Annotated in this window: 18 protein-coding genes; 11 read left to right on the top strand and 7 right to left on the bottom strand. The window is 68.5% G+C overall.

Going from position 1 to position 20,205, the window contains the following annotated elements; translation table 11 throughout:
* Positions 1-51 precede the first annotated feature (51 nt).
* Entirely contained in the window at positions 52-1,914 is a 1,863-nt protein-coding gene (gene typA, locus B0I29_RS18360) for a translational GTPase TypA (RefSeq protein ID WP_111650200.1), read from the bottom strand.
* A 150-nt stretch (positions 1,915-2,064) separates the two neighbouring features.
* On the opposite strand from typA, the gene B0I29_RS18355 reads away from it, so the two are divergent.
* Both B0I29_RS18355 and B0I29_RS18350 read left to right on the top strand, forming a co-directional pair.
* On the top strand, positions 2,065-2,871 hold the full coding sequence (locus tag B0I29_RS18355; RefSeq protein WP_111650199.1) for a transglycosylase SLT domain-containing protein: 807 nt from the start codon (positions 2,065-2,067) through the stop codon (positions 2,869-2,871).
* 185 nt (positions 2,872-3,056) lie between these two features.
* The gene (locus tag B0I29_RS18350) at positions 3,057-3,485 is read left to right on the top strand and encodes an uL11 family ribosomal protein (RefSeq protein ID WP_111650198.1); all 429 of its coding nucleotides are present in this window, start codon (positions 3,057-3,059) and stop codon (positions 3,483-3,485) included.
* Positions 3,486-3,556: 71 nt separating this feature from the next.
* Here B0I29_RS18350 and B0I29_RS18345 read toward each other — a convergent pair whose 3' ends face one another.
* Complete coding sequence (locus B0I29_RS18345; protein WP_111650197.1) at positions 3,557-4,186, bottom strand: ATP-dependent Clp protease proteolytic subunit; 630 nt, start codon at positions 4,184-4,186, stop codon at positions 3,557-3,559.
* A gap of 151 nt (positions 4,187-4,337) precedes the next feature.
* Between B0I29_RS18345 and B0I29_RS18340 the strand changes: the two genes are divergently transcribed.
* Positions 4,338-5,051 (top strand): GntR family transcriptional regulator, encoded by a 714-nt coding sequence (locus tag B0I29_RS18340; RefSeq protein WP_111650196.1) that lies wholly within the window; start codon positions 4,338-4,340, stop codon positions 5,049-5,051.
* A gap of 132 nt (positions 5,052-5,183) precedes the next feature.
* A complete protein-coding gene (locus B0I29_RS18335; RefSeq protein WP_111650195.1) occupies positions 5,184-6,932 on the top strand; it encodes a serine/threonine protein kinase in 1,749 nt (582 codons plus the stop codon).
* Positions 6,933-6,942: 10 nt separating this feature from the next.
* Here the strand turns inward: B0I29_RS18335 and B0I29_RS18330 are convergent, their stop codons facing one another.
* From B0I29_RS18330 to B0I29_RS18320, 3 genes are all read right to left on the bottom strand, one after another.
* A complete protein-coding gene (locus B0I29_RS18330) occupies positions 6,943-7,335 on the bottom strand; it encodes a roadblock/LC7 domain-containing protein (RefSeq protein ID WP_111650194.1) in 393 nt (130 codons plus the stop codon).
* Complete coding sequence (locus tag B0I29_RS18325) at positions 7,332-7,745, bottom strand: hypothetical protein (RefSeq protein ID WP_111650255.1); 414 nt, start codon at positions 7,743-7,745, stop codon at positions 7,332-7,334. The genes B0I29_RS18330 and B0I29_RS18325 overlap by 4 nt, the downstream gene beginning before the upstream one ends.
* Positions 7,746-7,909: 164 nt before the next feature.
* Complete coding sequence (locus tag B0I29_RS18320) at positions 7,910-9,100, bottom strand: hypothetical protein (RefSeq protein WP_111650193.1); 1,191 nt, start codon at positions 9,098-9,100, stop codon at positions 7,910-7,912.
* A gap of 148 nt (positions 9,101-9,248) precedes the next feature.
* Here B0I29_RS18320 and B0I29_RS18315 point away from each other — a divergent pair, with 148 nt between their 5' ends.
* From B0I29_RS18315 to B0I29_RS18300, 4 genes are read left to right on the top strand one after another with little or no spacing between them, the layout of a single operon-like run.
* Positions 9,249-10,766 (top strand): NCS1 family nucleobase:cation symporter-1, encoded by a 1,518-nt coding sequence (locus B0I29_RS18315; RefSeq protein ID WP_181557855.1) that lies wholly within the window; start codon positions 9,249-9,251, stop codon positions 10,764-10,766.
* Complete coding sequence (locus B0I29_RS18310; RefSeq protein WP_111650192.1) at positions 10,766-11,500, top strand: aspartate/glutamate racemase family protein; 735 nt, start codon at positions 10,766-10,768, stop codon at positions 11,498-11,500. The genes B0I29_RS18315 and B0I29_RS18310 overlap by 1 nt, the downstream gene beginning before the upstream one ends.
* 44 nt (positions 11,501-11,544) lie before the next feature.
* Complete coding sequence (locus B0I29_RS18305) at positions 11,545-12,066, top strand: SigE family RNA polymerase sigma factor (RefSeq protein WP_111650191.1); 522 nt, start codon at positions 11,545-11,547, stop codon at positions 12,064-12,066.
* Positions 12,063-12,764 (top strand): hypothetical protein, encoded by a 702-nt coding sequence (locus tag B0I29_RS18300; protein ID WP_111650190.1) that lies wholly within the window; start codon positions 12,063-12,065, stop codon positions 12,762-12,764. Before B0I29_RS18305 ends, B0I29_RS18300 begins: the two co-directional genes overlap by 4 nt.
* A gap of 69 nt (positions 12,765-12,833) precedes the next feature.
* Here the strand turns inward: B0I29_RS18300 and B0I29_RS18295 are convergent, their stop codons facing one another.
* Complete coding sequence (locus B0I29_RS18295) at positions 12,834-13,430, bottom strand: MBL fold metallo-hydrolase (protein ID WP_111650189.1); 597 nt, start codon at positions 13,428-13,430, stop codon at positions 12,834-12,836.
* Positions 13,427-14,125, bottom strand: coding sequence for a maleylpyruvate isomerase family mycothiol-dependent enzyme (locus B0I29_RS18290; RefSeq protein WP_111650188.1), 699 nt, complete (start codon positions 14,123-14,125; stop codon positions 13,427-13,429). The genes B0I29_RS18295 and B0I29_RS18290 overlap by 4 nt, the downstream gene beginning before the upstream one ends.
* A gap of 170 nt (positions 14,126-14,295) precedes the next feature.
* Here B0I29_RS18290 and rsgA point away from each other — a divergent pair, with 170 nt between their 5' ends.
* The 3 genes from rsgA (at position 14,296) to uvrA (ending at position 20,179) form a co-directional block, all read left to right on the top strand.
* Positions 14,296-15,303 carry a ribosome small subunit-dependent GTPase A gene (gene rsgA, locus B0I29_RS18285; RefSeq protein ID WP_111650187.1) on the top strand — a complete coding sequence of 336 codons (1,008 nt, stop codon included), beginning with the start codon at positions 14,296-14,298 and terminating at the stop codon, positions 15,301-15,303.
* A gap of 21 nt (positions 15,304-15,324) precedes the next feature.
* A complete protein-coding gene (locus tag B0I29_RS18280) occupies positions 15,325-17,130 on the top strand; it encodes a DUF6311 domain-containing protein (protein ID WP_245972601.1) in 1,806 nt (601 codons plus the stop codon).
* A gap of 109 nt (positions 17,131-17,239) precedes the next feature.
* Positions 17,240-20,179, top strand: a complete 2,940-nt coding sequence (gene uvrA / locus B0I29_RS18275) for an excinuclease ABC subunit UvrA (protein WP_111650185.1) — start codon at positions 17,240-17,242, stop codon at positions 20,177-20,179.
* Positions 20,180-20,205: the final 26 nt, after the last annotated feature.

Raw genomic sequence — 20,205 nt, 5'->3', positions numbered from 1 at the left:
GGAGGCCCGCCTGCGCTGGTGTGCGCTGGCGGGCCTCCGGATGACGCTGACTTACTGGTGCTTGCGGCGGGCTGCGGCGCGGCCTCGGGCGTTCTGGTCGAGGACGACCTTGCGGATGCGGACGGCGGTCGCGGTGACCTCGACGCACTCGTCCTCGCGGCAGAACTCCAGGGACTGCTCCAGGGACAGCTTGCGCGGCGGGATCACCTTTTCGGTGTTGTCCGCGCTCGCGGCACGCATGTTCGTGAGCTTCTTCTCCTTGGTGATGTTGACGTCCATGTCGTCCTCGCGAGAGTTCTCGCCGACGATCATGCCCTCGTACACCTCGGTGGTCGGCTCGACGAAGAGCTGACCGCGCTCCTGCAGGTTGATCATCGCGAAGCCGGTGACGGCGCCGGCGCGGTCGGCGACCAGGGAGCCGTTCTGGCGGGTGCGGAGCTCGCCGAACCACGGCTCGTGGCGCTCGTAGAGGTGGTGCATGATGCCGGTGCCGCGGGTCTCGGTGAGGAACTCGGTACGGAAGCCGATCAGGCCACGCGCCGGGACGAGCCACTCCATGCGGAGCCAGCCGGTGCCGTGGTTGATCAGCTCTTCCATCCGGCCCTTGCGGGTGGAGAGCAGCTGGGTGATGGCACCCATGTACTCGTCGGGGGAGTCGATGGTGAGGCGCTCGACCGGCTCGTGGATCTTGCCGTCGATGGTCTTCGTGACCACCTGCGGCTTGCCGACGGTCAGCTCGTAGCCCTCGCGGCGCATCTGCTCGACCAGGATGGCGAGAGCAAGCTCACCACGGCCCTGAACCTCCCAGGCGTCCGGGCGCTCGGTGTTCAGGACGCGGAGCGAGACGTTACCGATCAGCTCCTTGTCGAGGCGGTCCTTGACCATGCGCGCGGTGACCTTGGAGCCCTTGACCCGGCCGACCAGCGGCGAGGTGTTGGTGCCGATGACCATCGAGATGGCCGGCTCGTCGACGCTGATCAGCGGCAGCGGGATCGGGTTCTCGGCGTCCGCGAGGGTCTCACCGATCATGATCTCCGGGATGCCGGCGACGGCCATGATGTCGCCGGGGCCGGCGCTCTCGGCCGGCTTGCGCTCGAGGCCCTCGGTGATCAGCAGCTCGGAGATGCGCACGTTGGAGATCGTGCCGTCGGTCTTGCACCAGGCCACGGTCTGGCCCTTGCGGATGGTGCCCTCGTGCACGCGGCAGAGCGCGAGACGGCCGAGGAACGGCGACGCGTCGAGGTTGACGACGTGTGCCTGGAGCGGGGCGCCCTCGGTGTACTGCGGGGCCGGGATGGTGTCGAGGATCGTGCTGAACAGCACGTCGAGGTTGTCGCTGTCCTCGGGGACCGTGCCGTCCTTCGGCTGGGTCAGCGAGGCGATGCCGTCACGGGCGCACGCGTAGACGATCGGGAACTCGATCTGGTGCTCGTCGGCGTCGAGGTCGAGGAAGAGCTCGTACGTCTCGTCGACGACCTCCTTGATCCGGGCGTCGGGACGGTCGACCTTGTTGATGATCAGGATGATCGGGAGCTTCGCCGCGAGGGCCTTGCGCAGCACGAAGCGGGTCTGCGGGAGCGGGCCCTCGGAGGCGTCCACGAGGAGGGCGACGCCGTCGACCATGGTGAGGCCGCGCTCGACCTCACCGCCGAAGTCGGCGTGGCCGGGGGTGTCGATGATGTTGATGGTGACGGGTTCGCCCTCGGTGGGCTGGTAGCTGATCGCCGTGTTCTTGGCGAGAATGGTGATGCCCTTTTCCCGCTCCAGGTCCATGGAGTCCATCACGCGGTCGGCCATCTCGCCGCGCGCGTGGGACTGGCTGCCCTGGCGCAGCATGGCGTCGACCAGGGTGGTTTTGCCATGGTCGACGTGAGCGATGATGGCGACGTTGCGTAGGTCGGTGCGGGTCTGCATAGACCTATTGTCCCTGGCTCAGGTTGCCGTTCGGGACACGGGGTCAAGTCCCCGAACTTGTGGTCGTTTGGTCGGTTTTACGGTCTGCGCAAAACGCCGGACTGCTGTTAGCGTCCACCTTCGATGTCTTTCGGGGGAAGGTTCTCATCGATGAAATCGGTGTTACGGACGCGTCTCGTGTGTGCTGCGGTGGTGCTGGTGGTCGCGGGCGGTTGCGGCCTGGCCGGAGCCTCGGAAGAGGACAAGGCGGTCGCGCCGGTCGCTGTCGTGCCGTCGGCGACCGAGGAGTCCCCGGAGCCGGCGATCACCGACGATCCGGTGGCCGAGGAATCGCCGTCGCCCACGCCGAGCAAGACCTCGAAGAAGCCGAAGCCGAGCAAGACGTCGGCCACGCCGACTGAGGACCCGAACAACTTCCAGCCCCCGGACTGCGCGGACTTCGAGGGCAAAGAGGTTTCCAAGGCCAAGGCGAAATCGGCGCTGAACGCGGCCGCGACCAAGACGTACTGGCCGGGGTCGGCGCCGAAACTGAAGGTGCCGGCGGACCTGATCCGGGCGGTGTCGTGGCACGAGAGCGGCTGGACGTCGAACATCGTGAACTGCGACGGCGGCTTCGGGCTCATGCAGGTGATGCCGGAGACCGAGGAGTTCATTAACCAGCGCTTCGAGCAGTCGTACGACTCACACGCGTACAAGCAGAACGCCGTCGTCGGGGCGAATTACCTGGCGTGGCTGACCAAGGCGTTCGGTGACGCGTACTTCAAGAAGAACTACAGCCTGAGCCCGGCGAAGTGTAAATCGGACTCGTCGCTCTGCCTGCTGAACATGGTGATCGCCGGATACAACATGGGCCGAGGCTCGGTCGACGAGGGTTACGCGAACGGCGAGCTGGTCAACCCGGACTACGTGAGCACCGTCCGCCACCTGATGCGTGATTGCTACTGCGACAGGTACTGAGCAGGGCCGGTCCCGGCCGCGCCGGGGTCGCGAGCTACACTGGTGGTAGAACCCGAGACCCCCTTTGTTCCATCGTTTTGACCCTTGTGTCGAAGCGGTAGTAGGGTCTCGGGGTTGTCGTGTGTCGTTGATGCTGGCGAGCTGCGTTGTCTCGGCCCGCAGCTCACCCTAAGGAGCCTTACCCGATGCCTCCCAAGGCCAAGAAGAAGACCCATGAGGTAACCCTCGCACTTGAGGCGGGTAACGCCGCGATGGTCGACCTCGGTAAGATGCTCGGCCCGACCGGTGCCAACATGCGTGCCGTCAAGGTCGAGTACGACGAGGCCACGTCGAAGAACCGCGGCGAGATCATTCCGGTCATCGTCTCGGTCTTCGAGGACCGTAGCCACTCGCTGGTGTACAAGACGCCGCCGACCAGCTTCCTCATCAAGAAGAGCCTGGGTATCCCGTCCGGCGCGGCCAACCCGCTCACCACGACCGTTGGCACGCTCAGTGCCACGCAGGTCAAGGAGATCGCGGAGCGCAAGCTGCCCGACCTCAACGCGAACGACCTCGATGCTGCCATCCAGATCGTCAAGGGCACTGCCCGGTCGATGGGTGTCAAGGTCGCCTGACGCGCCTGAAATGCTGAACTGCCTGAACTGAAGTGAGCGGGTCCCGGCGAAAGCCGGGGCCCGCTCCTTTTTCATCGCCCTTTCGGGGTGATCACTTCGCCGATCAGGCCGTAATCCAGGGCCTCGGCGGCGCTCAGGCTGCGACCCGAGGACAGATCGTCCTCGACCCGGCTGCGCGGCTGACCGGTCACCTCGGCGAGCCGGACCACCGCTTCCTCCAGCTCACGCAGGTGCTGCCCGGCCGCGGCGGCCACCTCGTCGGCCGTGCCGGTGACGCCGGCGGCCCGAGGCTCGGCCAGTTTGAACCGGGCATGCCGATATGCCGCACGCTGGTCCGCCGCGGCGAGCACGGCCAGGACCGCGCCGCCTGCCTCCGACGTGACGAGGGCGTGCAGCGGCGCGGTCAGCGCGTCGATCACGTCGATGACCGACAGGGCGGCGCTCAGATCACCGGCCGGACTCGCCACGTGCAGGTGAATCGGGTCGGGTCCGGCTGAGTCGAGGGTCAGCAGCGCGGCCATCACCCCGGTCGCCGTCTCCGCTGTGAGCTGGCCGCGCAGCATCACGATGCGCTGGTCGAAGAGCCGCTCCTCCAGCCAGCCCGGCAGACCCGGTCCGTTGCCGGGCATGTGCGGCTGCCACTCGGGCTGTGGGTGCGGCGGCGGGAAACCCCACCGGTTCGGATCGTGTCGACCTTCCACCGCTACCTCCAGTGCTCGGGGGTTCTCGCCAGAGTAGCCACCGGCGACAGGCATCGATGAGGGTTCCGCTGATGGCCGAACCATCGAGCGACCCGCGAAGCACACCGACAGGCGAAACGTGCCGATAACCGGAGAGGACTAGGGTCCGGCCATGTCCGGGCCCCGACGTCGATCGGCCCTGCTGGCGCGGCTTGCCGACCGGCCGGGCGGCAGCGCGCAGAGCGTGATCCTCGACGAGCTGCGCACGATCATCCTGCACGGCGAGGTGCCACCCGGCTCGGCCATCCCCGTGGATGCGGTGGCCACGGCGTTCAAGGTGAGCCGGATACCCGTACGCGAAGCCCTGATGACGTTGATCGGGGAGGGTCTTGTCGATCACCGGCCGAACGGCGGTTATCGGGTCGCGATGCTGACGGCCCGCGAGTTCGGCGAGATCTATCTGGTCCGGGAGGCGCTCGAATCGGCGGCGCTGCGTGCCGCGGTCGCCGGCGCCACCGACGAGGACGACGGCCAGGCCCGGAACGCGCTGCGGGCCCTGGACGCGGCGATCGAGACCGACGACAGCGGTGCGGCGTACCACCGGGAGAGCCGACGGTTCCACCTCGCGCTGATCGGGGCGTGCCGGATGGGCCGGTTGCTGCACATGCTGGAGTCGGCGTGGAACATGACCGAGCCGCTGCGCCCGATGTCGCACCTGACCGCCGCCGACCGGGAATTGCTGCACTCGGATCATGCCGGGATGCTCGCGGCGTTCCTGCGCCGGGACGAGCAGGCGCTCGCGCTGGTCTGCGCGGCGCATCACCACCGGCTTCAGGACTTCATCTCCGACCTGCCCCAGCACACCGGCCTCTTCGCCGAGGAATGACGCCGACGAGTAAATCACACTGTCCACATTGTGGAATCGAGGCTGTTCTGAGCTGCGGTTCCACCCGATAAACGAACGATAAACGGCGTCTGGAAACGCTCTTTATCGATCCCCGACCGGTACGGTGCCGCAGTGCTTCCTTCGATCATCGCTGAGCGTTACCGCCTCACCGGCCGGATCGGCCAGGGCGGGATGGGCCGGGTCTGGGCGGCCCGCGACGAGCTGCTCGGACGCGACGTCGCGATCAAGGAGCTCGTTCCTCCGCCAGGGCTGACCGAATCCGAACTGCGCACGCTGCGCGACCGCGCCATCCGCGAGGCACGCGCCATCGCCCGGCTCGACCAGGCCAACGTGGTCCGCGTCCACGACGTGGTGTTCCACGCCGACGTGCCGTGGATCGTCATGGAGCTTGTCGAGTCCCGGTCGCTCTACCAGGTGGTCCGGGCCGAGGGGCCGATGGCGCCGGAGATGGCGGCCCGGATCGGCCTGGGCGTGCTGGCCGGCCTGCGTGCCGCGCACCGTGCCGGAATCCTGCACCGCGACGTGAAACCGGGCAACGTCCTGCTGGCCCACGACGGCCGCGTGGTGCTGACCGATTTCGGTCTGGCGACGGCCGCCGGCGACTCCAGCATGACCAGCACCGGAGTGGTGCTCGGCTCGCCGTCCTACCTGGCCCCGGAGCGCGCTCTGGACGGCGAGATCGGCCCGGCCGCCGATCTGTGGTCACTCGGAGCGACGCTTTACGCGGCCGTCGAGGGGCGTCCGCCCTACGACCGCTCGTCGCCGATGGCCACCCTGACCGCCCTCGCCACTGAGCTGCCGGCGCCTCCGGAGCGCGCCGGCTCGCTGCGCCCCGCGCTGATCGCGCTCCTCCAGAAGAACCCCGCCGAGCGCGCCGACGCCGAAACTGCCCAGCGACTCCTGGTCGCGGCCATGGTGGGCGCTCGCCCTGCGAGCCGCGCCGCAGCCTTTCCCGACGAGCCGAGGGTACGCACCAAAGCCCCCGAAGTTCCGGAAGAGCAACCCGCGACCCGGCCGGCGGTCGCGCCGGGTGGTGGGGAGGGTCCGGAGGTCGCGGCCGGGTTGTCAGGGGGCGCGGTTGATGCGGTTGTGGGGCTGACGTCCGTACCCAAGAAGGGCCGGCGGCGGACCGCTCTGCTTGCCGCCGCGGGGTTGATCGCGCTGGGGCTGGCCGCTCAGCCGGCGGTGAGTGCGCTTGTCGGTGGGGATCCGGCGCCGGCCGAGGTGGGGCAGGGAGCGATTCCGCAGCCTGGAGTTTCGGGGGCGGCCGGGGGGAGTGGGGCGACGATCGCGCCCGGTCCGGTGCCGTCATCTTTGCCGGTAAAGGCGGCAAATCCGGAAAAGTCGCCGCGAGGGTCGGCTCCGGCCGTGAGCGGAACGGCTGCCACCAGGACGACCGCGGCGGCGGCGACCACCACCGCGGGGAGCGGGGCGGGGGCTACGACCGCGCCCGCGGGAGCGGCGGCGACCACCGCCACCAGCGCGACCACCGCGGCGACGGCGGTGGGGCGCGAGGTGAAGAGCATGGGGACCGGGACGTGCCTGCACGCGACCGCCGCCCGGGTCGTCCTCAACGGTTGCACGGGTGTGGCCGAGCAACGTTTCAGCTTCCCGGGCGACGGCACGATGCGGGTCGGTGGCCGGTGTGTCCAGATCGGCGACACCGGAGACGGCACGCTGCTCCAGACCGCCACCTGCACCGGATCGTCCGCGCAGATGTTCACCTACAACAGCTCGTATGACCTGGTCAGCGAGTGGGCGGTGAAGTGCGTGGACGTGCCGGACGCGAGTACCGCTGACGGTGTGCGGGCGCAGATCTGGGAGTGCACCGGCGCATCGCAGCAGAAGTGGAGCTACTGAGCCCGCTTGGTCAGGCGCTGCGCAGGTTCAGCAGGCCGGCGAGGCGGGCCAGGACCGGGCGTGCCTCCAGGTGCAGGCGGGCGATGTTGAGCCCGCCGTCACCGATCACGGCAAGCAGAGCCAGGTCGCCGATCGCGTAGACCGACAGGTACCCGTTCTGGTTGTGGATCGTGACGTCCGCGAAGCCGCCCTGTTGCAGCACCGCGCCGGTGGTCCGGCTGATGCCGTGCGCGCCGGCCGCGAGGGCCGCCACGTCGTGCGGTTCCGGGCCGGAGGTGTTGTCGTGCAGGATGAGCAGGCCGTCGACGCCCGCCACCACGCAGCCCAGCACGCCGGGAACCTGGTAACGCAGCGCGGCGAGCTCGGCGTAGACCGGCTTGTACGTGTCGCCGGGGGCCGTCATACGTCCAGGTCCCGCTCGATCTTGCGGAGCTGGTGACGGGCCAGACCGAGGTTGGCGCGGGTCTTGTCGAGCGAGACGTACAGGAAGAACGACTCGCCGTGCCGCTTGTTCTGGAGCAGGCGGATCAGGTGGTACTGCGAGTCGAGCGTGATCAGGATGTCCTCGATGCCGTCCTGGAGGCCGAGCATTTCGAGGGTGCGTACCTTGGCACGGATCACGTCGGTGTTGCCGGCCGCGGCGATGTTCATGTCCATCGTCTGACCGCCGCCGAGCACGCCCAGAGTGAGGCCGCTGGTGTAGTCCACGAGTGCCACACCGATCGCGCCCTCGATGCCCATCGCTTCTTTAAGGGCAGTCTCGATATTCACTGCTGGTACTCCGTTTCGCTGGCGAGAGGGGGCCGCCGACATGATCGGCGGGCCCAACAGTGGCACGCGATATTTGCTCAAGCACTGAACTAAAGCCATCACGGGCCAACTGGTGTTGATCTCCGAGCGGTCGACCCCGGTGGGGGTCGCCCGAACGTCAGCGAACGCGGCGAGTCGAGGGATGGACAGCCGTGGTCAGGCGTTTTCTAGAAGGAGCGATGCCAGGTCAGCGTGAGATAGACGCTGAAGAATGTGGAGAAAAGGGCGAGCCCGCCGACGACCACGTACGGGACCACGCGGTTGTGACTGCGCCGCATCGCGTAGACCACCGGCAGCAGGAGCGGGAAGGCCGGGATGAGCATCCGTGCCTTCGCCCAGTAGAACCAGTCGCCGGTCACCGCGATGAACACGACGACACCGGCGTAGACCAGCAGCGGCCACGGCAGCCGTTCACCGAGCGCCACCACGAACAGCCCGAGGGCCAGCAGCAGGACCAGGCTCACCTCGGTCAGTTCGAGCGAGATCCGGTTGTCGAGCAGCATGTTCGAGAACGTGGACAGGGTGTAACCGCCGCCGTCGAAACCCATCTTCCAGGTCTCGTTCTGCACGTAGAAGTAGCCGTCGGCGCGGCCCAGCCGGATGCCGACCCAGGCCATGTACCCGACCAGGCCGAGCGGGGCGATCAGGCCGGCCACCCAGGCCCGCCACTCCCGCGGGTTCCGGACCACCGCGACCAGCGCGGTCAGCACGACCGCGGCGATCACCGCGGCGCCGGTCGGCCGGGTCAGCCCGGCGAGCAGGCAGAGAACGCCGGCGGTCAGCCAGTTCTTGCGGAGCGCGGCCAGCAGCGAACCGGCGGCCAGGGCGGTGAACAGCGGCTCGCTGTACCCCATCGAGAGCACGATGCCGTGCGGCACGACCGACCAGAGGCCGGCCAGCAGGATGCCGGTCATCCGGTCCCGCAGGTAACTGCCGAGCGCGTACAGGGTGGCCGCCGCGGCCAGGCCGGTCGCCCAGGAGACCAGCAGCAGCGCGGTGCCGACCGAGACCGGCAGCACGAACGCGACGGCCGCCGACAGACCCGGGTAGAGCGGGAAGAACGCCAGGTTCGACATCTCCGGAACACCCTTATCGGTGAACGAGATGACGGTGTCGTATCCGTGCTCGGCGATGCCGGCGTACCACTTCGCGTCCCAGGCGAGCAGCAGGTCACGCCAGGCCGGTGTCTTCTCGTCGCGGCGCGCGTAGAAGATCAGCACGAGCACGTTGATGATGCGCAATCCGGCGTACAGGGCCATCGCGGCGCCCGCGCCGGCCAGCCAGCGAACGGTCTGCGGGTGCAGCCGGGGCGCGGTGGACGCCGGAGCGCTCGCCGGCGCAACCTCGGTCGTCGTCACAGGTGGCGCTCCTTGCATCGGCGGTCGATCTCGCCGCAGCACCGTACCCGGACCATCCGTTCGGGTGACAGTTGGGGAACCTTTGGGAGATCGAAGATATACAGTTCCGCACATCCGGGTGAAACAGCGGATTCATAGCGTGACGGCCATGGCCGACACCATCCCCAGCACGCACCACGAGGACCTGGTCGAAGCCGCCGGCATGCCGGTCGGTAGCGGCGTCATCAAGCCTGAATACGATCCCCGCCTCACCAACGAGGACCTGGCTCCGCTGCGGAAGCAGACGTGGGGCTCCTACAACATCTTCGCGTTCTGGATGTCCGACGTGCACAGCGTCGGTGGGTACGTCACCGCCGGTTCGCTGTTCGCCCTGGGACTCTCCAGCTGGCAGGTGCTCGTCTCACTGATCGTGGGCATCACGATCGTCTACTTCTTCTGCAACCTCGTCGCGAAGCCGTCGCAGGCCACCGGCGTTCCGTACCCGGTGATCAACCGGGTGGCGTTCGGTGTGCTCGGCGCGAACGTGCCGGCCATCATCCGCGGCCTGATCGCGGTCGCCTGGTACGGCATCCAGACCTACCTCGCCTCGGCGGCGCTGGACGTCGTCGTCCTCAAGCTGTGGCCGTCGCTGCTGCCGTACGCCGATGTGAACCAGTACGGCTTCCTCGGGCTGCCGCTGCTCGGCTGGTGCACGTACGCCGTGCTCTGGGTTCTCCAGGCCGCGGTGTTCTGGACCGGCATGGAGTCGATCCGGCGCTTCATCGACTTCTGCGGGCCCGCCGTCTACGTGGTGATGTTCGCGCTGACCGGTTACCTGATCTACAAGGCCGGCTGGGGCGCGATCGACCTGAACCTGGGTGACGTGGAGTACCACGGCCTGGACGCCGTCCCGGTGATGCTGGGTGCGATCGCCCTGGTGGTGTCGTACTTCTCCGGTCCGATGCTGAACTTCGGGGACTTCTCGCGGTACGGCAAGTCCTTCAAAGCCGTGAAGACCGGCAACTTCCTCGGTCTCCCGGTCAACTTCCTGATGTTCAGCATCCTGACCGTCGTCACGGCGAGCCTGACCCTGCCGGTCTTCGGCGAGCTGATCACCGACCCGGTCGCGACCGTCGCCCGGATCGACAGCACGTTCGCGATCGTCCTCGGCGCGCTGACCTTCACCATCGCCACGATCGGCATCAACATCGTCGCGAACTTCATCTCGCCGGCGTTCGACTTCTCCAACGTGAGCCCGCAGAAGATCTCCTGGCGGGCCGGCGGCATGATCGCGGCGGTCGGCTCGGTGCTGATCACCCCGTGGAACCTCTACAACAACCCCGATGTCATCCACTACACGCTGGAGACCCTCGGCGCCTTCATCGGACCGCTGTTCGGAGTGCTGATCGCCGATTACTACCTGGTCCGCAAGCAGCAGGTGGACGTCGACGCGCTCTTCACGATGAGCTCCACCGGCAAGTACTGGTACCGCAAGGGGTACAACCCGCCGGCGATCATCGCGACGGCGGTGGGCGCGGCGATCGCGATGATCCCGGTGCTCTGGACCGATGGACCGGGTATGCACGACATCGCCCAGTACAGCTGGTTCATCGGCTGCGGCCTCGGCTTCGTCGTCTACCTGGGCCTCCTCAAGCGGCAGCCGGCCCCTGCGTCGATCAAATCCTGATGCTCATCCGGGTCATCAATCCCAACACCACGGCGTCGATGACCAGCCTGATCGAGGCGAGCGCCCGGGCCGTCGCCGGCCCGGGCGTCGTCGTCGAAGGCGTCACTCCGGCGATGGGCCCGGCCTCCATCGAGAGCCATTACGACGAGGCCCTCGCGGTCCCGGGCCTGCTCGCCGAGGTCGCCGCGGGGGAGCGGGACGGCGCCGCCGGTTACGTCATCGCCTGCTTCGGCGACCCCGGATTGGATGCGGCCCGCGAGATCGCCGCCGGCCCGGTGGTCGGCATCGCCGAGGCCGCGATGCATGCGGCAGCGTTGCTCGGTCGCGGTTTCAGCGTTGTCACAACCCTTTCCCGTACGCGCGGACGAGCGTCGGATCTAGCGCATCGATATGTCGGGGCCGGCGCCTGCAAAGGCATTCATGCCTGTGAGATTCCGGTGCTCGAACTCGAGGGTGATCCGACGGTTCTGCCCCGGGTGGCCTCGCTGGCCGCGCACGCCTTGGAAACGGATGGATCCGACGTCATCGTGCTCGGCTGTGCCGGGATGGCGGATCTCTGCTCGGAACTTTCGGCTCGGTTGGGCGTACCCGTGATCGACGGTGTCGCGGCCGCGACCCTCATGGTCCAAGCGCTGGTCACGCTGGGTTTGGGCACGTCCAAGCGAGAGGAGTACGCGAAGCCGCCGGCCAAGCGATACTCGGGAATACTCCACGGCTTCATGCAACCCGGCTGAGACGCGAGTCGTCAGGGAGGTGTGAGAGCGAAGGAGGGGCTCGTGTGAAGAACGAGCGTGATGAGCAATTCCACCGCTTCGTGGCGGCGAAACGTGCCGGGCTGGTGCGGACGGCCACTCTGCTGACGGCGGGCGACGCCCACCTGGCCGAGGACCTGGTCCAGTCCGCGCTGACGAAACTGTACGTCGCCTGGCCGGCGTTCCAGCGAGCCGACAACCCGGACGGGTACGTGCGGCGGACACTGGTGAACGCGTTGACGGACGAGCGGCGTCGCTGGTGGCGCCGGCGGGAACGGACGATGGCCGAGCTGCCGGAACACGCGGCAGCGGAGGTGCCGGGCGGGGAACTCTCGGACGGGCTGCGCGCGGCCCTGAAGGAGCTGCCACCACGGATGCGGGCGGCGTTGGTGTTCCGCTACTTCTACGACCTCGACGTCGCCGACACCGCCGACGCCCTCGGATGTTCCGAGGGAACGGTGAAGAGCCAGACCGCCCGGGCCCTCGACCGGCTCCGAGCGGTTCTCGGCACTCCACTGAACACTCCGTTGACCAGGAGCTTTTCATGACTGATCTCTATGACGGGCTGGAGCGACTCGCCGGACCGGCAGCCGATCCGACCTCCGAGGTGATCCAGGCCGACCTGGCCCGGGGCCGTAGTGCCCTGCGCCGCCGCCGGCTCGTCCAGACCGGTGGGGCCTCCGCGTTCGCTGTCGCCGCCGTCGCCGCGGCCGTCGCGTTCGCCACCGCTGGGGCGGCGCCCGCCTCGGCGCCGCTCGCTGCCCCGGCGCCCGCGGTGAGTTCCGTGGTGCCCAGCAAGCTGGTGCCCACCAAGCTGGTGGCGTACCAGGGTGAGCAGCCCGACGCATTCGAACTCGACCAGGTTCCGGAGGGCTGGATCCTCCAGGGCAACGACAACAGCGGTCTGGTGCTGGCACCCGACGGGCCGCTCGCCGGCCCGTCCAGCGGTCCCGACGCGGGCGCCAACAGCGACCCGCACAGTTTCGTCGGCAAGATCGCTGTGATGCTCCAGGACGCCGGCGCGCCGGCCGAGCTGGGCGGCAAGAAGGTCACCGTCGGTGAGAACACCGGTGTGCTGACCAAGATGCTCGACCAGACCGACGGGTGGGCGCTGTTCCTCGAACTGCCCGACCAGGGTTACCTGGTGATCCAGGTGTGGGACAACCTGGGCTGGGGCGAGACGCAGGTGCTGGAGTTCGCCGAGGGGATCCACGTGAACGGGAACGCCACGAAGAGCGTCGGCTGATCTTCCACTGAGGGTTTGTCGCGGGAGACCGGAGCAGTTGAGATGCCCCGGTCTCCCGCTTTTTCATGTCTACCAGCCGCGCGCACGCCACTCGGCGAGCTGCGGGCGCTCGGCGCCGAGCGTGGAGTCCTTGCCGTGACCGGGATAGAAGACGGTGTCGTCGCCGAACCGGCCGAAGATCTTGCTCTCCAGATCGTCCATGATCTCTGTGTGGTTCTCCGGGGTGGCCGTCTTGCCGTGCCCGCCGGGGAAGAGGCTGTCCCCGGTGAACAGGTGTTTGCCCTGGTAGGACAGCACGATCGAACCCGGCGTGTGCCCGACGATGTGGATCACGTCGAGGCTGGCACCGCCGACCTCGACCACGTCGCCGTCGCGCAGCGTGCGGGTCACCACCGGGATGCCCTGGGCGTCGTCGACGTGCGCCAGTGACTCCGCCCCGGTCGCGAGGGTGATCTCCTCCAGCGCCTGCCAGTGGTCCTGGTGCCGGTGCGTGGTCACCACGGCGCGCAGGCCGCCGGAGCCGATCAGGTCCTGCAGGGTGCCGGCGTCGTTCGCCGCGTCGATCAGGAGGCGTTCGCCGCCGTGTTCCAGCAGGTAGGCGTTGTTGTCCATCGGGCCGACCGACACCTTGGTCATGGTGAGGCCACCGCCGAGATCCGTGCTCATTTCCACCTCGCTGGCTTGGGTAGTTCCCCGTCGGGAGCGACGGTCAGGTCTGTGCCGTCGGCTCGCCCGATCAGCCAGCCGGCAAGCGACTTGGTCGGACCGCCGATCACCGGGCCGCTGTCTCCGATCGTCAGCGGGTGCTCCAGGCCGAGCGGACGCAGCACCATGGCGGGCGCGTCGGCCGGTGGCTGCGCCACGAATTCCCGCAGCAGGCGCAGCGCGAAGGCGTCCGTCCACTCCTGCGCGGTGTAGTCGCGGGCCAGGTCGACCCGGTGCACCTCGATCTCGCGCAGCCTGCCCCACGGCACGCCGGCGGCGGACTGGCCGATCGCCGGCAGGTGGGTGAACCAGGCGCTCGCCGGCATCGAGGCGGCCGCGTCGGCGAACCGGTCGTGCGCGGCCCGCAGGTCGTCGAGCTGCTCGGCCAGCGGCCGGCCGGACCCGGACTCGATGGCCTCGTCACGGGCGGCGCGGCTCGCGTACAGCTGTGCCTCGGCGCCGGTGCGCGCGGCGACCAGCAGGTTCGTCAGGGCGTCGGCGTTGCGGGCCAGGTGGGTCAGGACGTGCCCCACTGACCAGCCGGGCAGCCCGGACGGCTCGGCGAGCACGCCGTCGTCCCAGCTCTCCGCGTCACGCAGCAGCGCATCGGTGGACTCTTCCACGTCGGTCATCAGGACCAGCGGATCCATGGTCACGTGCCGACCCTATCGGAAATCGCTTTCGCCCCGGTCACCGTGAACGTACCGTCGTTTCTGCCGCGTAGATCGATCGAATCCCAGCGGGGAGGTGAGGAACGTGCAGTTCATCGATGTCGCGTTTTGTCACCCCGGGGGCCGCTGTACCCCACGACCGTAAAAGGATTCTCATGTCGTACGACCTGTCCCAGCTGGGCTGGGACGAGACTTTCGCATCCGCGTACCGGCCTTTCGACCGCGCCGACGCACTACCCGGGCGGGTTCTGCGTGCTGACCGAGGCGTCTGCACGGTGCTCACCGCGGCCGGCGCCACCCGCGCCAGCCTGGGCGGCAGCGTGCTGCTCGACGCCGCCCGCGACCCGGCGGGGCTGCCCTGCTCCGGCGACTGGGTGGTGCTGCGTCAGTGGCCGGACCGCCGGACCACACTTGAACTGGTGCTGCCACGGCACACCACACTGATTCGGCGTACCGCCGACAAGGACTCCTCCGGGCAGGTCCTGGCGGCCAACATGGACGTCGTCGCGGTGGTCGAGCCGATCCATCCCGAACCCGACGACGGCCGTGTCGAACGTCTCCTGGCGCTCGCCTGGGAGTCCGGGGCCGAGCCGCTGCTGGTCCTCACCAAATGCGACACCACGCCCGACCCGGTCGCGATCGCCCGCCAGATGGCCGAGCTGGCACCCGGCGTGCCGGTCCTGCCGGTGAGCGTCCGCTCCGGTGACGGGCTCGCCGAGCTCCGCGCGGCCGCGGCGGGCCGGACCGTCGCCCTGCTGGGCCGCTCCGGCGCCGGTAAATCGACGCTGGTGAACGCGCTGGCCGGCGCCGCCGTGATGCCGGTGCAGACGATCCGGGACGCCGACGGCAAGGGCCGGCACACCACCGCCTATCGCAACCTGGTCACCCTGCCCGGCGGAGGTGCGGTGATCGACACACCCGGCATCAGAGGCGTGGGCCTCCTGGACACCGCCGACGGCCTGGAACGGGCTTTCGCCGACATCACCGGACTGGCAGCACACTGCCGCTTCGACAACTGCCGGCACGAGACCGAACCGGCCTGCGCGGTGCAGGCGGCCCTGACCGGGGGAACACTGACGGCCCGCCGCCTGGCGAGCTGGCGCAAGCTGAACCACGAGGTCCAGGTGGAGAGCGCCCGCCGCTCCGCGCGGCTTGCCCGCTAGGGCTCTGGCACAATTCGGCCGGTGCGTGCGGCTGAAGAGATGATCGAGGAGCCGGTGTCGACCGCGGGGGAGGTTCCTGCGGCGACCGGGTCCTGGTGGCTCCGGCGGATCGACGTCTGGGTTCCGCTGGGTTACCTGCTGCTCGCGATCGTGGTGCTGATCCGGCTCTGGATCGACCCCAACGGACGGGTGCTGGCCAGCAACGACGACGACCACGGCGTCTTCCTCTTCGTGCTGGCGCACGCCGACCGGGTGATCTTCGACGGGGCGTCGCCGTTCTTCAGTGATCGGCTGAACGCCCCCGTCGGGGTCAACATGATGGCGAACACGTCGATCCTGGCGCTGAGCCTCCCGCTGGCGCCGATCACCCACTTCCTCGGCGCGGGCGTGTCGGTCGCGCTCCTGATCACTCTCGGCCTGGCCGGGACCGCGTACGCCTGGTACTGGGTTCTCTCCCGGCACCTGGTCCGCAGCCGGGTGGCGGCGGCGATCGGCGGCGTGTTCTGCGGGTTCGCGCCGACCATGGTGTCGCACGCGAACGGGCACGTGAACTTCGTCAACCAGTACGTGGTGCCGTTCATCGTCTGGCAGGTCCTGCGGCTGCGGGAGCCGGGGCGGGCGCTGCGCGGCGGGATCATCCTGGGCCTGCTGATCGTGCTCCAGTGCTTCATCAACGAGGAGACGCTGCTCTTCACCGCACTGACACTGGGCGTGTTCGTGGTCGCGTACGCGGTCATGGCCTTTGACGTGGTCCGTGCCGTGTGGAAGCGATTCCTCGCCGGGCTCGGGGTCGCCGCCGCCACCGCCGGGGTGCTGCTGGCCTATCCGCTCTGGTACCAGTTCTTCGCGCCCGGCAACTACCACGGCCAGCCGTTCGAGCCGGACATGTACGTCACCGACCTGGCCTCGCTCTTCGGGTTCGCCCGGCAGTCGCTGGCCGGCAACGCGGCGCTGACCCGGAGCATGAGCGTCAGCGCGACCGAGGACAACACGTTCTTCGGGCCGTTCGGGTTCGTGATGATCGTGGTGGCCGTGGTCATGGTGTGGCGGAACGTCGCTGCCCGTGCCGCCGGGATCGCCGGTCTGGTGCTGCTGCTGATGTCGTTCGGCCCGGTGCTGAAGGTGTTCGGTCGCGACACCGGTATCCCGCTACCGTTCGGCCTGATCAGCCACGTTCCGATCATCGACCTGGTCAGTGTGACGAGGTTCGCGATGGTGCCGGCGACGATCGTCGGGGTGCTCTACGCGCTGGCCGCCGACAAAGTCCGTATTTATCCGGACAAAAAGCGGAGGCTCTTCTGGATCGGCATGACGCTCGCCCTCGTGCCGCTCATCCCGAAGCCGCTGCCCGTCGTCGAGGGCGAGCCCCTGCCGGCCTTCCTCACCCAGGGCACCTACAAGGAGTACGTGGCGAACGACCGCACCCTGATCACCGTGCCCCTGCCGGAGGTCACCACCGGTCGCACCGGCATGCGCTGGGCCACCCTGATGAACCTGGACTACGCCACGCCGCGCGGATATTTCATGGGCCCGGTGAATCCGCCGGCTGACGACACCGGTTCCTGGAACGCGCCCCGCCGCTTCACCTCCGACCTGCTCTGGCGGGTCCGGGAGTACGGTCGAGTGCCTGAGCTCACCGACGCCGACCGGGCCCGGATCACCGAGGACCTGATCTTCTGGCGAGCCGGCGTGATCATCCTGGTGCCCGGGGGCCGCAACCCTGAGGCACAGCGTGAGCTGCTGGTCGACGCGCTCGGCGAACCGAAGTCAGCCGGTGGTGTGGAGTTCTGGGACATGCGGAGTCTGCCGGTTCCTCCGAAGGAGTGACGGGGAATGTTCGCCATCTGCTAGGCGCTGAACCTGGGTCGCCAGAAAATGTCATACCCCCTGGCTAAAGTGTCTGCTCGACTCATACACCTGTACGGAGAGGCTGGCAGTGGCCGACCGACTGACTATTCGTGGCGCTCGCGAGCACAACCTGCGCGACGTCAACCTGGACCTGCCCCGCGACGCCATGATCGTCTTCACGGGCCTGTCCGGCTCGGGCAAGTCCAGCCTCGCCTTCGACACGATCTTCGCGGAGGGACAGCGGCGTTACGTCGAGTCCCTGTCGTCGTACGCACGGCAGTTCCTCGGCCAGATGGACAAGCCCGACGTCGACTTCATCGAGGGCCTGTCCCCGGCCGTGTCGATCGACCAGAAATCGACGAACCGCAACCCGCGTTCGACCGTCGGCACCATCACCGAGGTCTACGACTACCTGCGCCTGCTCTTCGCCCGCGCCGGCACCCCGCACTGCCCGGTCTGCGGCGAGCGGATCAGCAAGCAGACGCCGCAGCAGATCGTCGACCGGGTGCTCGCCATGGACGAGGGCACCCGCTTCATGGTGCTCGCCCCGGTGGTCCGCGGCCGCAAGGGTGAATACGTCGACCTCTTCGCCGAGCTGCAGTCCAAGGGCTTCGCCCGGGCCCGGGTCGACGGCACGGTCCACCCGCTGACCGAGCCGCCGAAACTGAAGAAGCAGGAAAAGCACACCATCGAGGTGGTCGTCGACCGCCTCAGCGTCAAGTCGTCCAGCAAGCAGCGGCTCACCGACTCGGTGGAGGCGGCGCTCGGCCTGGCCGGCGGCATCATCCTGCTCGACTTCGTCGACCTGCCGGAGGACGACCCGGAACGGGAGCGGCGCTTCTCCGAGCACCTGGCCTGTCCGAACGATCACCCGCTCGCCATCGAGGACCTCGAGCCCCGGGTGTTCTCCTTCAACGCGCCGTACGGCGCGTGTCCCGAGTGCACCGGCCTCGGGACCAAGAAGGAGGTCGACCCCGAGCTGATCATCCCGGACGAGGAGGCCACCCTCCGCGACGGCGCGATCCAGCCGTGGTCCGGCGGCACCACCCAGGAGTACTTCCTGCGCCTGCTCGAGGCGCTCGCCGACGCGGAGAAATTCAGCATCGACACGCCGTGGCGGCAGCTCTCCAGCCGGGTGCAGAAAACCATCCTGCACGGGTCGGACGACCAGGTCCACGTCCGCTACCGCAACAAGTACGGCCGCGAGCGCTCCTACTACACCGGCTTCGAGGGCGTGGTGCAGTGGATCGAGCGGCGGCACAACGACACCGAGAGCGACTGGTCGCGCGACAAGTACGAGGGGTACATGCGCGACGTGCCCTGCAAGGTCTGCGGCGGCGCCCGGCTCAAGCCCGAGGTGCTCGCGGTGACCCTGGCCGGCAAGAGCATCGCCGAGGTCTGCAACCTCTCCGTCGGCGAGTGCGCGGAGCTGCTGTCCGGCCTGGTCCTCGACGACCGGCAGAAGATGATCGCCGAGCGGGTGCTCAAGGAGATCAACGCCCGGCTGCGCTTCCTGGTCGACGTCGGCCTCGACTACCTGTCGCTGGACCGGGGCGCCGGCACGCTGTCCGGCGGCGAGGCGCAGCGCATCCGGCTCGCCACCCAGATCGGCTCCGGCCTGGTCGGCGTGCTCTACGTGCTGGACGAGCCGTCGATCGGCCTGCACCAGCGCGACAACCACCGGCTCATCGAGACGCTGGTCCGGCTGCGTAACCTCGGCAACACCCTGATCGTGGTGGAGCACGACGAGGACACCATCCGGACCGCCGACTGGATCGTCGACATCGGCCCCGGCGCCGGCGAGCACGGCGGCAAGATCGTGCACAGCGGCACCGTCGAGGGCCTGCTGGCGAACGAGGAGTCGCCCACCGGCGCCTACCTCTCCGGCCGCAAGTCGATCCCGATCCCGGCTTCCCGCCGCCCGCAGGAGGCCGGCCGCGAGGTGGTTGTGCACGGTGCCCGCGAGCACAACCTGCGCAACCTGACCGTCCCGTTCCCGCTGGGCCAGTTCATCGCGGTCACCGGTGTGAGCGGCTCGGGCAAGTCGACGCTGGTCAACGACATCCTGCACACGGTCCTGGCGAACCAGATCAACCGGGCCCGGCAGGTGCCCGGCCGGCACACCAAGATCACCGGCATCGAGAACATCGACAAGGTCGTCGGCGTGGACCAGTCGCCGATCGGGCGGACCCCGCGGTCCAACCCGGCCACCTACACCGGTGTCTTCGACCACGTCCGCAAGCTCTTCGCGGAGACCGCCGAGGCGAAGGTCCGGGGGTACGGCCCAGGCCGCTTCTCGTTCAACGTGAAGGGCGGCCGCTGCGAGAACTGCTCCGGCGACGGCACCATCAAGATCGAGATGAACTTCCTGCCGGACGTCTACGTCCCCTGCGAGGTGTGCAAGGGCGCTCGGTACAACCGGGAGACCCTTGAGGTGCACTACAAGGGCAAGACCATCTCCGAGGTGCTGAACATGCCGATCGAGGAGGGCGCGGAGTTCTTCTCGGCGCTCCCGGCGATCCACCGGCACCTGAAGACGCTTGTCGACGTCGGCCTCGGTTACGTGCGGCTGGGCCAGCCGGCGACCACCCTCTCCGGTGGTGAGGCGCAGCGCGTGAAGCTCGCCTCCGAGCTGCAGAAACGGTCCACCGGCCGGACCGTCTACGTTCTCGACGAGCCGACCACCGGCCTGCACTTCGAGGACATCCGCAAGCTGCTGATCGTGCTCAACGGCCTGGTCGACAAGGGCAACACGGTGATCACGATCGAGCACAACCTGGACGTCATCAAGACGGCCGACTGGCTGATCGACATGGGTCCGGAAGGCGGCCACAAGGGCGGTGTGGTGCTCGCCACCGGCACGCCGGAGGAGATCGCCGAGGTCGCCGAGAGCCACACCGGGCAGTTCCTGCGGCCGGTGCTCGGGCTGGCCGGCAAGCCGAAGGGCGCGACCGCGGCCACCGGCCGGGCCGGGAAGGCGAACAACCCGGCCCCGGCGCGAAAGACGCGGGCCAAGGCGACCGTGTGATTTAGGAATTTCTTAGACGCCTCATA

It is taken from the genome of Actinoplanes lutulentus, from assembly GCF_003259845.1.
In the GTDB taxonomy this organism is placed as follows: domain Bacteria; phylum Actinomycetota; class Actinomycetes; order Mycobacteriales; family Micromonosporaceae; genus Actinoplanes; species Actinoplanes lutulentus.
The sequence above is the reverse complement of the archived record's forward strand: the minus strand, read 5'-3'. Positions and strand labels throughout refer to the sequence as shown.